16 protein-coding genes are annotated in these 15,759 nt (G+C 69.0%); 12 read left to right on the top strand and 4 right to left on the bottom strand.

The features are described 5' to 3' along the window. The first annotated feature begins 79 nt into the window (after positions 1-79). The 5 genes from ACFOSH_RS18980 to mptB all read left to right on the top strand — a co-directional run bounded on the left by ACFOSH_RS18980 (position 80) and on the right by mptB (position 7,099). On the top strand, positions 80-1,867 hold the full coding sequence (locus ACFOSH_RS18980) for an ABC transporter substrate-binding protein (protein WP_378240441.1): 1,788 nt from the start codon (positions 80-82) through the stop codon (positions 1,865-1,867). 9 nt (positions 1,868-1,876) lie between these two features. Continuing rightward, positions 1,877-2,908: an ABC transporter permease gene (locus tag ACFOSH_RS18985; RefSeq protein ID WP_378240290.1), complete on the top strand. Its 1,032-nt coding sequence runs from the start codon at positions 1,877-1,879 to the stop codon at positions 2,906-2,908. Then, entirely contained in the window at positions 2,905-3,810 is a 906-nt protein-coding gene (locus tag ACFOSH_RS18990) for an ABC transporter permease (protein ID WP_378240291.1), read from the top strand. Before ACFOSH_RS18985 ends, ACFOSH_RS18990 begins: the two co-directional genes overlap by 4 nt. Further along, positions 3,807-5,456, top strand: coding sequence for a nickel ABC transporter ATP-binding protein NikE (gene nikE, locus ACFOSH_RS18995; RefSeq protein ID WP_378240292.1), 1,650 nt, complete (start codon positions 3,807-3,809; stop codon positions 5,454-5,456). Before ACFOSH_RS18990 ends, nikE begins: the two co-directional genes overlap by 4 nt. An 83-nt stretch (positions 5,457-5,539) precedes the next feature. Beyond that, positions 5,540-7,099 carry a polyprenol phosphomannose-dependent alpha 1,6 mannosyltransferase MptB gene (gene mptB / locus ACFOSH_RS19000; RefSeq protein ID WP_378240293.1) on the top strand — a complete coding sequence of 520 codons (1,560 nt, stop codon included), beginning with the start codon at positions 5,540-5,542 and terminating at the stop codon, positions 7,097-7,099. Positions 7,100-7,214: 115 nt separating this feature from the next. Here mptB and ACFOSH_RS19005 read toward each other — a convergent pair whose 3' ends face one another. Then, positions 7,215-7,631 carry a TIGR03668 family PPOX class F420-dependent oxidoreductase gene (locus tag ACFOSH_RS19005; RefSeq protein WP_378240294.1) on the bottom strand — a complete coding sequence of 139 codons (417 nt, stop codon included), beginning with the start codon at positions 7,629-7,631 and terminating at the stop codon, positions 7,215-7,217. Positions 7,632-7,879: 248 nt separating this feature from the next. Between ACFOSH_RS19005 and ACFOSH_RS19010 the strand changes: the two genes are divergently transcribed. Together ACFOSH_RS19010 and ACFOSH_RS19015 are read left to right on the top strand one after the other, a co-directional pair. After that, positions 7,880-8,044: an ANTAR domain-containing protein gene (locus ACFOSH_RS19010; protein WP_378240442.1), complete on the top strand. Its 165-nt coding sequence runs from the start codon at positions 7,880-7,882 to the stop codon at positions 8,042-8,044. Position 8,045: 1 nt separating this feature from the next. After that, positions 8,046-8,204 carry a hypothetical protein gene (locus ACFOSH_RS19015; RefSeq protein ID WP_378240295.1) on the top strand — a complete coding sequence of 53 codons (159 nt, stop codon included), beginning with the start codon at positions 8,046-8,048 and terminating at the stop codon, positions 8,202-8,204. Positions 8,205-8,452: 248 nt separating this feature from the next. Here the strand turns inward: ACFOSH_RS19015 and ACFOSH_RS19020 are convergent, their stop codons facing one another. From ACFOSH_RS19020 to ACFOSH_RS19030, 3 genes are read right to left on the bottom strand one after another with little or no spacing between them, the layout of a single operon-like run. Further along, complete coding sequence (locus ACFOSH_RS19020) at positions 8,453-9,079, bottom strand: class I SAM-dependent methyltransferase (RefSeq protein ID WP_378240296.1); 627 nt, start codon at positions 9,077-9,079, stop codon at positions 8,453-8,455. A 48-nt stretch (positions 9,080-9,127) separates the two neighbouring features. Next, positions 9,128-10,015, bottom strand: coding sequence for a S66 peptidase family protein (locus ACFOSH_RS19025; protein ID WP_378240297.1), 888 nt, complete (start codon positions 10,013-10,015; stop codon positions 9,128-9,130). Next, positions 10,012-11,952 carry a S9 family peptidase gene (locus tag ACFOSH_RS19030; RefSeq protein WP_378240298.1) on the bottom strand — a complete coding sequence of 647 codons (1,941 nt, stop codon included), beginning with the start codon at positions 11,950-11,952 and terminating at the stop codon, positions 10,012-10,014. The genes ACFOSH_RS19025 and ACFOSH_RS19030 overlap by 4 nt, the downstream gene beginning before the upstream one ends. 144 nt (positions 11,953-12,096) lie before the next feature. Here ACFOSH_RS19030 and ACFOSH_RS19035 point away from each other — a divergent pair, with 144 nt between their 5' ends. The 5 genes from ACFOSH_RS19035 to ACFOSH_RS19055 all read left to right on the top strand — a co-directional run bounded on the left by ACFOSH_RS19035 (position 12,097) and on the right by ACFOSH_RS19055 (position 15,736). Beyond that, positions 12,097-12,672 carry a DUF3090 domain-containing protein gene (locus tag ACFOSH_RS19035; protein WP_016334235.1) on the top strand — a complete coding sequence of 192 codons (576 nt, stop codon included), beginning with the start codon at positions 12,097-12,099 and terminating at the stop codon, positions 12,670-12,672. 4 nt (positions 12,673-12,676) lie between these two features. Beyond that, complete coding sequence (locus ACFOSH_RS19040) at positions 12,677-13,459, top strand: SCO1664 family protein (protein WP_378240299.1); 783 nt, start codon at positions 12,677-12,679, stop codon at positions 13,457-13,459. After that, entirely contained in the window at positions 13,444-14,343 is a 900-nt protein-coding gene (locus ACFOSH_RS19045; protein ID WP_378240443.1) for an aminoglycoside phosphotransferase family protein, read from the top strand. Before ACFOSH_RS19040 ends, ACFOSH_RS19045 begins: the two co-directional genes overlap by 16 nt. A 50-nt stretch (positions 14,344-14,393) precedes the next feature. Beyond that, positions 14,394-15,209 carry a DUF3097 domain-containing protein gene (locus ACFOSH_RS19050; RefSeq protein ID WP_378240300.1) on the top strand — a complete coding sequence of 272 codons (816 nt, stop codon included), beginning with the start codon at positions 14,394-14,396 and terminating at the stop codon, positions 15,207-15,209. 95 nt (positions 15,210-15,304) lie between these two features. Then, a complete protein-coding gene (locus tag ACFOSH_RS19055) occupies positions 15,305-15,736 on the top strand; it encodes an NfeD family protein (RefSeq protein WP_378240302.1) in 432 nt (143 codons plus the stop codon). Positions 15,737-15,759 lie beyond the last annotated feature (23 nt).

The raw sequence follows: 15,759 nt of genomic DNA on the forward strand, positions 1-15,759 counted from the left end.
GGGTTGGGACACAGCGAGTTTCGATGGGGTGGTCTTCGTGCGCACAGAGCGTTTTCCGAAGCGACGGCGCGGTCTTCGCGTGGTCGCGGTCCTTGCCGCTTCGGCGGTCGCGACGGTGCCTTTCGTGCCCGCCGCGGCGGCGCAGCAACAGGGCAAGGTCCTCCGGGTGGCGCTCACGACCGGCATCGACCACCTGAACCCCTTCACCGCCCAGTTGTCGGCGGCGACGCAGGTCGGCCGGTTCAACTACGAGTTCCTGACGCTGCCCTCGGCCGAGGACACCCAGCCCACGGGCGGCGTCGCCGAGTCGTGGACGACGTCCGACGACAAGCTCACCTGGACCTTCGCCATCCGCCAGGGGATGAAGTGGTCCGATGGCAAGCCGGTCACGGCGCAGGACCCCGCGTACACCTTCCAGCGCATGCTCGACGACGAGAACGCCCGCACCGCGAACGGCAGCTACGTCGGCAACTTCGCGTCGGTTTCGGCGCCGGACGACAAGACGCTGGTCATCAAGACCAAGACGCCGCAGTCGAGCATGACCTCGCTCGACGTCCCGATCGTGCCCAAGCACATCTGGGAGCCGATCAAGGACCTCAACGCCCCTTCGACCGACGAGATGGCCGTCGCCGGTGTCGGCAGCGGGCCGTACCTGCTGACCGAGTACAAGAAGAACGAGTTCGTGAAGTTCAAGGCGAACAAGGACTACTGGCGTGGCGCGCCCAAGGTCGACGAACTGCAGCTGCTGCAGTTCAAGGACGCCGAGGCCGCGGTGAACGCGCTGAAGCAGGGCGAGGTCGACGTCATCAACCGGCTCACGCCGACGCAGTTCGACGCGCTCAAGGGCGAGAAGAACATCACCACGAACAAGGCCCCCGGCCGCCGGTACAACGAGCTCATCATCAACTTCGGCGTCAAGAACGTGGTCGACCAGCCGATCGGTGACGGAAACCCGATCCTGAAGGACGCCCGTGTCCGCAAGGCGATCGCGCAGGCCATCGACACCAAGACCATCGTCGACAAGGTGATGAACGGCTACGGCCAGGCCGGGACCGGTGTCGTGCCGGCGATCTACAAGTCCTACACCTGGACTCCGTCGGACGCCGAGAAGACCAAATTCGACATCGCGGCCGCGAACACCACCCTCGACCAGGCGGGCTACGCGAAGGGACCGGACGGGATCCGCGTCGCCCCTGGTGGCGCGAAGCTGGAGTTCCGCCTCGCCGGCCACGCGAACCGGCCGTTCGACCAGCGCACCGCCCAGTTCGTCAGCGGCTGGTTCAAGGACGCCGGCATCGGCGTCAAGCAGGAACTCGTCTCCGACGACGAACTGGACGACCGCACCACCGCGGGCAACTACGACCTCGCGATCTCCGGCTATGGCACCTCGCCCGACCCGGACTACGCGCTGAGCCTGAACACCTGCGCCGGCCGCCCGAACGCCCAGGGCAACGGCGGCAGCTCGGCGACGTTCTTCTGCGACCCGCGCTACGAAGACCTGTACAAGAAGCAGCTGACCGAGTTCGACCCGGCCAAGCGCGCCGAGATCGTCAAGCAGGCCCAGGCGATCCTCGCCGGGGAGTACGTCGACGTCGTCCTCGACTACGACAACGTGCTCGAGGCCTACCGCTCGGACAAGTTCGCCTCGTTCACCAAGCAGCCGCAGCCCGATGGCGCGATCCTCGAGCAGTCCGGCTACTGGGGCGTCTACGGCGCCACCCCGGCCGACGCGGCCGCGGCGAACGCGGACGACGGCGGAAGCAACACCGGATTGTGGATCGGCATCGGCGCGGTCGTGCTCGTGGTGCTCGTCGGCGGCGGCGTGCTGCTCGGGCGGCGCGGCAAGTCGGCCGACGACCGGGAGTAAAGGACAGCGTTGACCGAAGCACTCAGTTCCCTCGATCAGCCCTCGGCGCTCGTCGATCTCGACGAGCGCCGGGGCGGGACCGGTACCACCCGGTTCGTGCTCTCCAAGATCGGCGGCGCGCTGGCGAGTCTCGTGCTCGTCATCGTGCTGGGATTCTTCCTGTTCCGGACGCTGCCCGGCGATCCCGTGCGGTTCATGGTCCGAGACCGGCCGACCGACCCGAAGATGATGGCGGAGCTGCGCGAGCAGATGGGGGTCGACAAGCCCCTGCTGCAGCAGTTCTGGGACTACTTCGTCGGTTTGCTCCACGGCACCATGGGCGATTCGTACCTGCAGCGGCGCCCGGTCGTCGACATGATCAGCGAACGGCTGTGGCCGACGATCCTGCTCGTCGGCAGCGCGACCGTGCTCGCGATCGCGCTCGGCCTGTGGCTCGGCATCCGCGCGGGCTGGCGCCGGGGGAGCCGGTTCGACAAGGTCCAAACAGGACTCGCGCTGACCCTGTGGTCGGTCCCGCAGTTCTGGCTCGGGCTCATGCTGCTGGTGGCGACCAACGGGCTCTTTCCCAGCCGGGGCATGCATTCCCCGGATGCCGCGCCGGGTTTCTTCAGTGAAGGCCTCGACGTCCTGCACCATCTGGTACTGCCGTGCGTGACCTTGCTGGTGGTGTTCTACGCGCAGTACATGCTGGTCATGCGGTCGTCCCTGATCGGCGAGATGAACTCGGACTACCTCACCACCGCGCGGGCCAAGGGGCTGCGCGAAGACCTGGTGCGCAAGCGGCACGCCGTGCCCAACGCCCTGCTCCCGACGGTGACGCTGGTCTTCATGCAGTTCGGCATGGTGGTCTCGGGCGCGGTCTCGGTCGAGGCCGTTTTCAGCTGGCCAGGACTCGGGCAGCTGCTCTACGAAGCCCTCCGCGGCCCTGATCTGCCTGTGTTGCAGGGGGTCTTCGTCACCCTCGCGGGCGCGGTGGTGCTGATGAACCTGCTCGCGGAGTTGCTCTACCGCGTGCTCGACCCCAGGGTGCGGACGGCATGACCACAGCGGAAAAACCCGGTTCGATCGTCTGGCGCCGCCGCCGCGAGGCCGTGGCGAAGCACTGGCACGAGTTCACGACGAACAAGGCGGGCGTCTTCGGGCTGGCGTTCCTGGGCCTCATCACGGTGCTGGCCATCCTCGCCCCGGTGATCACGGACGAGACCGGTCTCGACGTCACCAAGGCCCAAGGCAGCACGCTGGAGCCGCCCAGCGGGGAGTTCTGGCTCGGCACCGACATCGACGGCCGTTCGGTGCTGCTGATGACCTTCTGGGGCGCGCGGATCTCCCTGCTCACCGGGTTCTCGGCGGCGCTCCTGTCGGTACTGATCGGCACCCTCATCGGGATCGCGGCCGCGCATATCCAAGGCTGGGTCTCCGGGCTGCTGCTGCGGTTCACCGACTTCTTCCTGGTGCTGCCGTCGCTCGTGCTCGCCGTGGCGCTGGCGTCGGTGCTGGACCAGGGCGCGATGACGGTGATCATCGCCATCGGTGTCACCGCCTGGCCGAGCACCGCGCGGCTGGTCCGGGCCCAGACCCTGACGATCGAAGGCCGTCCGTACATCGAGCGTGCCAAAGCGCTCGGAGGCGGTCACCTGCACGTCATCGGCAAACACGTCCTGCCGGGCGTCATGCCGCTCGTGCTGGCCAACACCACGCTCGTCGTCGGCAACGCGGTCATCGCGGACGCGACGCTGGCCTTCCTCGGTGTCGGCAACCCGAACACCATCTCCTGGGGCACCATGTTGCAGACCGCGTTGAACAACGGCGCGATCAGCAAGGGCGCCTGGTGGAATCTGCTGCCGCCGGGCCTCGCGATCGTCGTGGTCGTCCTCGGCTTCACCCTCGTCGGACGCGCGCTGGAAACCGTGCTGAACCCGCGCCTGAAGGGACAGCACTCATGAGCCCCTTGCTGGAACTGAAGAACCTCGGCGTCACCTATGCCACCGGCGGCGGCGAGGTCGCCGCCGTCCGCGGCGTCGATCTGGTGCTCGAACCCGGTGACACGCTCGGTGTGGCGGGGGAGTCGGGGTCGGGGAAGTCGACGGTCGCGATGAGCGTGCTGCGGCTGCTCCCGCGGTCGGCGAAGGTCAGCGGGGAGATCCTGCTGGACGGCGAGGACGTCACGGCCATGAAGTGGGGCAGGCTGCGCGCGGTGCGCTGGGCCGAGGCCTCGGTCGTGTTCCAGGGCGCGATGCACGCGCTCAACCCGGTCCGCAAGATCGGTGAGCAGATCGCCGAGCCGATCCGGCTGCACCCGCCCGGCGGCAAGGCGTTGTCGGACGGCGAAGTCCAGGCCAAGGTCTCGGAGCTGCTCGAACAGGTCGATCTGCCGTCCGGCCGCGCCGGGGCGTACCCGCACGAGCTGTCCGGCGGTCAGAAGCAGCGCGTCATGATCGCGATGGCGCTGGCGTGTTCGCCGCGGCTGATCATCGCGGACGAGCCGACGACCGCGCTCGACGTCGTCGTCCAGGCCCAGGTGCTCGATCTGCTGGGCAGGCTGGTCGCCGAGCAGGGGATCGGGCTGATCATGATCAGCCACGACCTCTCGGTGCTCGCCGCGACCTGCCGCCGGATCGCGGTGATGTACGACGGCGAGATCGTGGAGGAACGCCCGAGCGCGGAGCTGATGAGCGCGCCGCACCACGAGCACAGCAAGGCGCTGGCGGCCGCGTTCCCGACCGTCGGCGACCCGGCGTCCCGGTTCGCGCCCGCCACCAGCACGCCGTTGCCGCCTGAACCGGACCGCGACGGCGACCGGCCCGCGCTGCTGGAGGCCGAAGACCTGCGCGTCAGCTTCCGCGATCGCACGGGCAAGCGCATCGACGCCGTCGCCGGGGTGAGCCTCCAGGTTCGGAAGGACGAGATTGTCGCGCTCGTCGGCCAGTCCGGTTCGGGCAAGACGACACTGGCCCGGACGCTGCTCGGGCTGCAGAAACCCGACTCCGGCGCGGTCCGGTACGACGGCAAACCGGTCCCGCTCGGCGGTGCCGGGCTCAAGGCGTACCGGCGGCAGGTCCAGCTGGTCCTGCAGGATCCGACCAGCGCGCTGAACCCGAACCACACGGTGTACGAGGCCGTCGCGGAAGGCCCCCGCATCCACGGAATGGGCGCCGACGAGCACGAGATCGTCACCAAGGCCCTCGAAGCGGCCGAACTGCGGCCCGCGGAGAAGTTCCTCGACCGGCTCCCGCACGAGCTGTCCGGCGGGCAGCGGCAGCGGGTGGTCATCGCGGGCGCGCTCGCGCTGGGTCCCGGCGTGGTCGTGGCCGACGAACCGGTGGCGTCGCTCGACGCGTCGGTGCGAGGGGAGATCCTCGCGCTGCTGCTGCGCCTGCGGCGTGAGCTGGGTCTCGCGGGGCTGGTGATCACCCACGACCTCGGGCTCGCCTGGAACATCGCCGACCGGGTCGCGGTGATGTACCGCGGTGAGCTGGTGGAGGTCGGGACCGTGGAAGAGGTCCTGCTGGACCCGAAACACGACTACACGAAGTCGCTGCTGGCCGCGTTGCCCGGTGGTACCGCTCAGCGAGAGACGGCCGACCGCTGAGCGAGGGGACCCCCGTGCCCGGCGTGGGAAACACCCATTGCCGCGCACTCGCACAGGCGCGGTGTGTAACCTCCAATCTCGAAATGGCGACCACGACTGACTCCCCGCAGACGCCCTCGGCCGGTTCGCTCGGCGAGCGGCTCCGGGTGCCTTCCCGGTTCCCGTATCGCACCATCGCGATGGGGACCATCGGCAGCACGCTGCTGATGCTGGCCGCGCTCGGCGCCGGTGGCATCCTCATCCGTGACCCGATCCTGGGACACGGACCGTTGTCGTGGATCCGCTACGGCCACGGCCGCATCCTCGCCAACACGATGCTCTACACGGGCTTCGCGCTGATCATCTGGGCCTGGGTCCGGCTGGGCCGATACGCGCTGGCCGGCCGGATCGGCAGCCGCCCGATCGTGATCGCCGCCGCCTGCTGGATGGCGCCGCTGCTGGTCTCGCCGCCGCTGTTCACGCGCGACGTCTTCTCCTACCTCGCGCAGGGCGCGCAGCTGCTCAACGGGCTCGACCCGTACGCCAACGGTCCGGCTGAACTGTCCGTGCTGCCGGACGTCGTGCAGAACGTCCACCCGCTGTGGCAGACCACTCCCGCGCCGTACGGCCCGCTGTTCCTGCTGTTCGCCAAGTGGATCGTCGCGATCACCGGCAACGACATGATCGCCGGCGTCATCGCGACCCGCCTGGTGCTGATGATCGGCCTGGTCGGGATGCTGTGGTCGCTGCCGCGGCTGGTCAAGCACCTCGGCGGCAAGCTGCCCATCACCCTGTGGCTTGCCATCGCCAGCCCGATGACGGTGATCCACCTCGTCGGCGGTCCGCACAACGACCTGCTGATGCTGGGCTTCCTCACCGTCGGCGTGCTGGCCGCGCTGGAGCGCAAGCACGTCGTCGCGATCGTCCTGGTCACCATCGGGATGCTGATCAAACCCACCGCGGCGTGGGCGCTGCCGTTCCTGGTCTGGGTGTGGGCCAACCACCTGCCCGGTGACCGGAAGGTGGTCAACTTCTTCCGCGCGGGCGCCGCGTCGGTCGGGATCTTCCTGCCGGTGTTCGTCGCGGGCACCTGGCTCTCGCTGGGCTCGGTCAACCTCGGCTGGCTGGGCGGTCTCAAGGCGCCGACGCTGATCGCGAACTGGATGAACTTCCCGACGGGGATCGGCGAGATCTTCTATTCGCTGGTGAACCTGGTGATCGACGTCGAGGTCTCGCCGTTCGTCACCGTGTTCCGGGCGATCGCGATGGTCGGCCTGTTCGTCTTCGCCGGTCGTCAGTGGTGGCTCGCCCGCGACGGCGGGAACCCGGCGATCCACCGGATGGCGATCGTGCTGCTGGCCGGCGCGATCGTCCCGCCGCCCTCACTGCCGTGGTACCTGACCTGGGGTTTCGTGGTCCTGTCCGCCTTCGAATGGCGCCGCCGGAACCTCGCGGTCGTCGTCGCGGTGTCGGTGTTCGTGACGCTGGTGTACTACCCGACGGGGGAGCAGGCGCTCTACGACTGGTGGTTCATGGCGGGCGTCGTCGCCGCGAGCGTGTACGCGGCCGCCTCGCTGCTGCGGCCGGATCCGCTGGGGATCATCGCCGCCTGGCGGGGGAAGCCGGTGGAGCAGTTCCTGCCTGCCGAGGCTCCTCGTTCCTGACGCTGGTGTGAAGGGGTCCTTCACAGACTTCGGATCCGCTATCAAAGTGTATAACGATCTATACGCCCCGGCGATGGCGTCGTTCCCGTTTCACGGCAACGACGCCAAAAAAAGCTCAGGAAGCGCGCCACCCGCTCCATGAGTGAACCAGCGTGCTCACCACGGCATGCGGAGCAGGTTGTGCCTCGTACTGCGGGTACTTCTCCCGCAGCAGTCGCGCCGGCGCCGCCTGCTCGTCGGGATCGGTCAGGACCCGGGCGACGCCGTCCACCCGTGCCCACCACAGTCCGGCCCAATCCTCGTCGTAGTGGTCGGTCAGAAAACTGACCACCGGGTTCTCCGCGATGTTCGTCAGCCGTCGCAATGCCGTCGTGCTCTTGGGTTTGTGATCGATCGCGAACACCACGGAATCGCCATCGATGACGAACGTCACCGGCACCAGATGGGGGACACCGTCCGAGCCGGCCGTCGCCAGTCTCGCGATTCGTTCGCCTTCGAACCGTGACCGGGCCTCCGCAGACGTCATCCGCATGGCGCAACGGTACCGAGAGAATCACTCGATCGTCCCCCTCGCGGAGTACGGTATGGGGTTCCGGCGGCTGTTCTGAGCACCCGTCCCGTGGTTCACCGACGGGACCCACGATGAAGACACTCGACTTCGAAAGCAACGATCTCGGGATCACCGGGAGCCGTCCCCGGCCAGGTGCGGGCTGACCGGGGACCGCCCGGTTTCGCCGACCATGGCCCGGCACTTGTGGCACACGATCGCCTGTCTCCGCGATCGAACAGGCCAAGGGGGTGCTGGTGGCCACGCTGGGAATCGACGTGGAGGAAGCTTTCCAGTGGCTGCGCGCACACGCCCAGGAACGACAGCTGAAACTCGCCGACCTCTCCGCTCGCGTGGCACGCGGCGAGATTCCGGCCGAACTGATCACGCCGTTCTGAGATGCCGGGTCGCGACGTCGGCACCTTGCTGGCCGAGCTCGTCGAGGCGACGCGGACAGGGAGTGGGTTGCGCGCGGTGCCGGAAGGAGCCGTGCGCGTCTTGGACATGGACGCCCTCACTGTGAGCACGATCCATGGCGGCTTGCCCGAACTGGTGTGAAGCGATCCGGCGAGAGGTATGGGGCCCGAGTTGGAGGAGTTGCGGTTCGCTCTCGGCGACGGTCTCACGGTCCAGGCCGCCGCCCGCCCGCGCCGTGATCTCCGTTCCTCTTCAGTTCGGTGCCGCCACGGTCGGTGTCATGACCGGTAACCGCGTCGCTCCCACGGTGCTGACCACCGCGCAACGGCGTGAGCTCCGCTTGTCCGCGAAGCTGGGGATTCCGCCGCCCGAAACGCTGGATCAGTGAGCTAGGCCGAGCGCCGTACGCGGAGCACGTTGTCCGAGCGTGTCCCTTGTTGTCCCTCGGGTCCGGGGAAGTCGCGGGTGATCAGGTCTTGCCGTTCCACGGTCCATTCGCCGTCGGTCAGTTCCAGTGTTTCGAGGACTTCGGCGGGAGTCGGGAAGTGGACGTCCTTGTGTGGTGGCTCTTCCATCCAGGTCGGCCAGCCCGCGTGGCCGGCGACCAGCAGTGTGCCGTCCGGTGCCACGGCTTCGGCGGCGCGGTGGAGCGCTTTGTCCCGCTCGCCGTTTTCCGCGACGGGGGAGTGGAAGAACTGTGCCGAGATGAGGTCGAAGTGGCCCTCCGGGAACGATTTCGCGAGGTCGTGGCGTTCCCAGGTGATGCCGTCGGCACCGGCTTCGGCCGCGTGTCCGGCGGCTCGCTGCAGGGCGACGTCCGAGATGTCGACGGCGGTGACGCGCCAGCCCTGCTGGGTGAGCCAGATGGCGTCGCCGCCTTCGCCGCAGCCGAGGTCGAGTGCTGTGCCCGGGGTCAGCGAGGTGACCTCGCCCACCAGGATCGGGTTCGCTTTGCCGCTCCAGACCTGGTCTTTGTCCCGGTAGAAGTCTTCCCAGAACTGTTGTGTGGAATCCATGCCTGAAAGATGCCTGCGGTCGGGCCGGGACCGCAAGTTCTGTTGCCGTTATGGCAAGATCAGGAGGGTGCCCGCGTCGGCGTCGAGGGTGGCTTGTGCGCCGAGGGGGACGGTGGGGGACGCGGGGACGTGTCCGATGCCGAAGTTCCAGGCCATGGGTACGCCGAGTGGGCCGAGCCGGTCGAGCATCAGGGCCTGGATGGTCTCGGGATCGCCGCAGGACTCCCATGAACCCAGTACGAACCCACGGATGCCGTCGAGCCAGCCGCAGCGCAGCAGCTGGGTCAGCATCCGGTCGATCCGGTAGGGGCTTTCGGTGACGTCTTCGAGCAGCACGATCGCCTCGCGGGCCGAGCCCTGTTCCGGAGTGCCGAGGCCCGAGGCCAGCAGGGCGAGGTTGCCGCCGATGAGGGTGCCGGTCGCGGTGCCCGGCGCCAGTGGTGACGAGGTCGGTGAGGTGATCAGTCGTACTTCGTCCGGCTCGAACAGTGACAGCCGCAGGTGTTCGGCGGCGGCGTTGTCGAAGAGTGTGGTCGCGGGCAAGGGGGAGAACAGTGTCTCCAGTCCCAAGTGGACGTTCACGGCGCGGTGCAGTGCGGTCACGTCGCTCGATCCGGCGAGCGTTTTGGGCCTGGCCGCGGCCAGGGCCGTCCAGTCGACCAGGTCGAGCATTCTCTGCGTGCCGTAGCCGCCGCGGGCGGTCAGGACGCAGGTCACCCGTGGATTCAGCCAGGCGTCGGTGAATTCGGCGGCTCTGGCCTCGTCGGGTGCCGACAGATAACCGGTGGGGGTCGCGCGGACGCAGTCGCCGATGTGGACGTCGACGCCCCAGCCGCGGAGCACGGGCAGTGCCTTGTCGAGGAGCTCCGGCGGGACCGGTCCCGCCGGAGCGACCAGGGCGATCGTGTCGCCTGGCTGGGTTTTGGGTGGCTTCACCGGCTGAGCCGGAGCTTCGGGACGCCGGGTGTTTCGAAGCCGAAGACCTGGCCGTAGAACGACAGTTCGGCTTCGAGGGCGGCGACGATCGTTTCCGCTTTCCGGAAGCCGTGCTGTTCGCCTTCGAACCTCAGGTAGGCGTGGTCGATGCCGCGTCCGGCGAGCCCGGCTACGAACCGGTCCGCTTGCTCGGGCGGGCAGATCTCGTCTTCGAGGCCCTGCAGGAACAGCAGCGGGCCGGCGAGGGTGTCCGCGTTGTTGATCGGCGACCGATCCCGGTAGCGCTGTTCGGTTTCCGGCAGTGGCCCGATCAGCCCGTCGAGGTAGCGGGACTCGAAGTCGTGTGTTTCGCCGCCGTCGCCGGTCCACTGGCCGAGGTCGAGGATCGGGTACATCACGGTGCCCGCGCGGTAGGTGGTCGTGGTGGTCAGCGACGCGGCGGAGGTGTAGCCGCCGGCGCTGCCGCCGCGGATCGCGAGCCTGTCGCCGTCGACGGTGCCTTCGGCGGCGAGGGTTTCGGCGACGGCGACGCAGTCCGCGACGTCGATGATGCCCCATTGTTCCCGGAGCCGTTCGCGGTAGGCGCGTCCGTAGCCGGTCGAGCCGCCGTAGTTGACCGTGACGACGGCGATCCCGCGGCTGGTGAAGTAGGCGATCTCGAAATCGAGTACGGCGCTGTCCCGGCCGGTGGGTCCGCCGTGCGGGTACACGAACAGCGGTGGCCGTTCGCCGTCCGGCGCGGCGAAGTCGGCGTTCGCGGGCAGGTAGACGAAGGCGGGGATCCGGTCGCCGTCGTCGGTCTTGAAGATCCGTTCCACGGGTGTGGACAGGTAGGCGGGTGACGGGGGTTCGGGTACCGACGCGAGTTCGGTCACCGTCGCGCCTTCGAGGTCGACCTTCACGACGGCGCCTTCGCGTTTCGGGCCCGCCGCGACGCCGACGACACCGCCTTGGTGGACGGCGAAACCGTTGGTGGACCACGCGGTCAGGTCGGTGGCGGCTGCGACCGGGGTGATTTCCCGCGTCGCTTCGTCGAGGATGGCGAGCTTGCCCGACGCGATGACGGCGAACCGGCCTTCGTCGAGCGGGGTGAACCAGCGGGCGCCGAGTTTCCACTGGGCACCGCCGATCTCGAGTTCGCAGGGCGCCAGGTTCGTGATGCCGCCGTCGAGCCCGACGCGGTGCAGGTTCCACCAGCCGTCCGGGTCGAGCAGGGCGAGCAGGCTGTCCGGCGACTCCCATTCGACCTGGCAGACGGCGATGTCCGTCGCGCCGGCGAGCACGCTGTGCGGCCCGAAGGTGCCGTCCTCGTCGATCTCGGCGACGCACAGTTCCGTGCCGTCCCACGGCATCGCGGGGTGATTCCAGCCGATCCACGCCGCGCGTTCGCCGTCGGGGGAGAGCTGCGGTGCGGTGAGGAAGTGGTGGCTGGCGGTCAGCACCCGTTCCGGGCCGCCGTCGAGGGGGACCGCGATGAGGTCCCTGGCGATGTCGACGCGCCGGGGACCGGTGCTGCGTTCGCGGACCAGCCACACTTCGCCGGTGCGGCCGGGCCGCAGGTCGCTGTAGCGGATCCCGTGGCGGGTCGCGGGCTCCGGTGTCAGGGGGGTCGTCTCGCCGGTGGTCAGGTCGCGGCGGTAGACGCGCTGGTCGGTCCAGTGGGTGAAGACGAGGACGTCGCCGAGCACGAGCCAGGGGCGTCCGCCGTATTCGTGGACGCGGTTGCGGACGTTCCACGGGGCGGGAAGGACGTCTTCGACGGTGCCGTCCGTGCGGGACCTGACGAGGGTGACGCGGCCGCCTTCACCGGTTCTCGCTTCGGCCCACCAGACCTCGTCTCCGGCTGTCGCGAGCCATTGCGCGCTGACTCCCGACGCGGCGACGTCGGCGGCGGACAGGGGGGACGTCCAGGTGCCGTAAGGGGCGATCTCAACCACAGCTGAAGACTAGGAGCGGCCCTTTGCCCGCGGCTGCGCGGGGCACTGCTCGGACGGGCGGTTTTGTCGAGCGGTTTCGCCCTCGGCGGAACCGTGGGGCGGCGGATGCCGATCATGGGGGCGTGGCCTAGGGTCAAAGGTGCCATGTCTCGCGTAATCCACGTCTTCCGCCAGCCCGACCGGTTCGTCGCAGGAACCGTCGGTGAGCCCGGCGACCGCACGTTCTACCTCCAGGCGTCCGAGGACGTCCGCACGATCAGTGTGACGATCGAAAAACAGCAGGTCGTGGTCTTGGCCGAAAGGCTGAGCTCGCTGCTGGAAGAGGTCGCCAGCCGGTTCGGCGCGGACGTACCGGACGACGCGCCCGACGAGCTCCTCGACGTCGACCCCCTGACCGTTCCGGTCGAGGAGGAGTTCCGCGTCGGCACGATGGGCCTCGGCTGGGACGCCGACAGCAGCGCCGTCGTCATCGAGCTGCTCGCGATGACGGAAGGCGAGGTGGACGAAACGGTCGTTCTGGACGACACCGAAGAGGGGCCGGACGCCGTCCGTGTCTTCCTGACCCCCGGTGCGGCGCGGGCGTTCGCCGAACGCGCCGACAGGGTGGTCAACGCCGGCCGTAAACCGTGCCCGCTGTGTGCCGAGCCGCTCGACCCGGCGGGCCACATCTGCCCGCGGCAGAACGGGTACCGGCGCGACGTCGACGTCCTCGAGGACTGACGAGGTGTCGGAGACTTCGCGGGAGCTGGTGACGCGCGGCAAGATCGACGTCGAAGGAAGGCTCGTCGACGCTTCGAACGTCACGCTCTTCTGCACGATCGAACTCGACGGCGTGACCGGGAACGTCGTGTACAAGCCGGTGTCGGGGGAACGGCCGCTGTGGGACTTCCCGGACGGGACGCTGGCCGGCCGCGAGGTCGCGACGGCGATGGTCGCCGACGCGTCCGGGCTCGGCGCGATCCCGCCGACAGTGCTGCGCGACGGGCCGTTCGGTCCCGGCATGGTGCAGCTGTGGATCGAGACCACCGACGAGGAACTGGTCGACGTCCGCTCCCCGGAGAGCCTGCCGGACGGCTGGCGTGTCGTGCTGCACGCGCACGATCGCGACGGTGAGCCCGCGGTGCTCGCGCACGCGAACCGGCAGGGCATGCGGGAACTGGCGTTGCTCGACATCGTGGTCAACAACACCGACCGCAAGGGCGGCCACGTGCTCGCCGGCACCGACGGCCGTGTCTACGGCGTGGATCACGGGATCTGCCTGCACACCGATCCGAAGCTGCGGACGGTGCTGTGGGGCTGGATCGGCGAGCGGCTGACCGAGGCCGAGGTCGGCAAGCTGCGAGGCCTGCGTGAGCGGCTGGACGGCGAGCTCGGCGACGCGCTCGGCGAGCACCTCACCGGCTTCGAGATCCGGGCGCTGGCGGAGCGTACTGAGCTGCTGCTGGCGGAGGGTGTCTTCCCGGAGCCCGGCGACGACTGGCGCGCGATCCCCTGGCCGCTGTTCTGAACGTCATGGACGATCAGGCCCGTGCCCGCCTGATCAGGCGCTTCGGCGAGGACGTCGCGACGTGGTGTGACGAGCTGCCCGCGCTCGTGGCGCGGCTGGCGGAACGCTGGGGTCTCACCGTCGTCGACGCGAAACCGGGCAACACCGGCCGCACCCTGATCTGTGCCGGGGACGACGGCGCCATGAAGGTCCTCAAGCTGACCCCGGATCACGCGATCGCCGAGTCCGAGGCCGCCGCGCTGCGGGCGTGGGACGGGTGTTCGCGGGTCGTGCAGGTCCTCGCCACCGAGGTCGCCGACGGCGCGATCCTGCTGGAGGGGATCGATCCGGGCACGCAACTGCTGGAAGCGGGGGCGAACGTCCCGTGGGCGGAGGTCGGTGACCTGCTGGCCCAGATCCACGCCGTGACACCGCCGCCGGGTTTCTCGACACTGGAAGACCGGGTCGTGTTCATGTACCGGCTCGCCGAGCGGGGGCTGCGGGGCTCGGTGGCCGAGGCCACGCTGTCGCTGGAGACCCTTGACCGCGCCCGGCTCCGGGCGCTGGCCCTCGCGACCGACGGGGGAGGGCACGCGATCGTGCACGGTGACCTGCACCCGGGCAATGTCCTCGACGGCGGGCACGGCAGGGGAGCGGTCGCGATCGACCCGCGCCCGAGCATCGGTGACCCGTCCTTCGACCTGGCCGACTGGGTCACCCTGCCGATGACCGGCGGCGGCACGCTCGAGGACGGGTTCGACGCGATCGCGCCGCATCTGCCGGGGTTCGACGCCGAGCGGGTCCGCGCGTGGTGCGTCGCGCTCTCGCCGCTGTTCGTGATGCGGCCGCTCGAGCGCGGTGAGCGGACCCCGTTCGTCGAGGCAATGCTCCGGATGGCGGCCTGACCGGCGTGGCGGGGAGACGCTGACCCCGGGCACCGCTAGCGTCGTCCGCCGTGCGCTCCCATTCGTACGACGACGTGCTGTCCGGCCCGCGCAAGCGGAAGATCCCCGAGGTGCCCGCCGAGCCGGGTCTCGTGGTCGAAGACCCTGCCAGCGGATACTGCGGCGCCGTGGTGAAGATCGAGTACGGCAACGTCGTCCTCGAAGACCGGCACGGCAAGCATCGCGTGTTCCCGCTGAACCCGGCGGGCTTCCTGCTCGAAGGCAAACCGGTCACGCTCGTGCCGGCGAAGGCGGCCCCGGCGACCCCGGCCCGGCGGATCTCCGCGTCCGGGTCGGTGCATGTCCAGGGACTCAAGGCCAGGGTCGCGCGTGATTCGCGCATCTGGGTGGAAGGCAAACACGACGCCGAACTCGTCGAACGGGTCTGGGGACACGACCTGCGGGTCGAAGGTGTGGTGGTGGAACCACTCGATGGGGTGGACGTGCTCTCCGACCGCATCGGCGAGTTCGGTACCGGACCCGGCCGCCGTCTCGGGGTGCTGGTCGACCACCTGGTCGCGGGCAGCAAGGAGTCCCGGATCGTCGACGGGATCCGCGACGGGAACGTGCTGATCACCGGGCATCCGTACATCGACATCTGGGAGGCCGTGAAGCCGTCGGTGGTCGGTATCCGCGCCTGGCCGAAGGTCCCTCGTGGCACGGAGTGGAAAGAGGGCGTCTGCGACGCGCTCGGCTGGGGTGAGCCGTGGGAGGGCTGGCAGCGGATCCTGTCCGCCGTTTCCAGCTACCGGGATCTGGAAACGCCGCTGATCGGAGCGGTGGAGCGGCTCATCGACTTCGTCTCCGACCCGGGCGAGGAGTCCTGAATGACCGGTTTGCGTGAGGTCACTCAAGGTCACGCGTCGGTCACGTCAGTTTCGCTTCTTCGGTATGAATCGGCGCGATCTGGGAGCATGAACGCATGACAGGCGCTCTCATCTGGCTGATCGCCGGCATCCTCTTGATCATCGCCGAGCTGCTCTCGGGTGACCTGTTCCTGCTCATGGTCGGCGCGGGGGCCCTGCTCGGGGCCGGCTCCGCAGCCTTGACCGGGAACCCGTTCATCGACGTCGCGGTGTTCGCCGTCGCCTCGGTCGGGATGCTCGCCCTCGTCCGGCCGACGCTCAAACGCCGGTTCCTCGCGGGACCGGACATCAAGACCAACACCGACGCGCTGATCGGCGCGCGAGCGGTAGTAGTGTCCACAGTGGACGTCGAGGCGGGCAGGGTGAAGCTGGCCGGTGACGTGTGGTCCGCACGGTGCATGACCGACGGGGAACCGATCGCCCCGGGGACATCGGTGACGGTCGTCGAGATCTCGGGCGCCACGGCGGTCGTTTCGGCCGAGCTGTGAGCCGGACGGCCGCACAGCAACAG

Origin of the sequence: Amycolatopsis speibonae, assembly GCF_042647925.1 — a bacterium.
In the GTDB taxonomy this organism is placed as follows: Bacteria; Actinomycetota; Actinomycetes; order Mycobacteriales; family Pseudonocardiaceae; genus Amycolatopsis; species Amycolatopsis speibonae.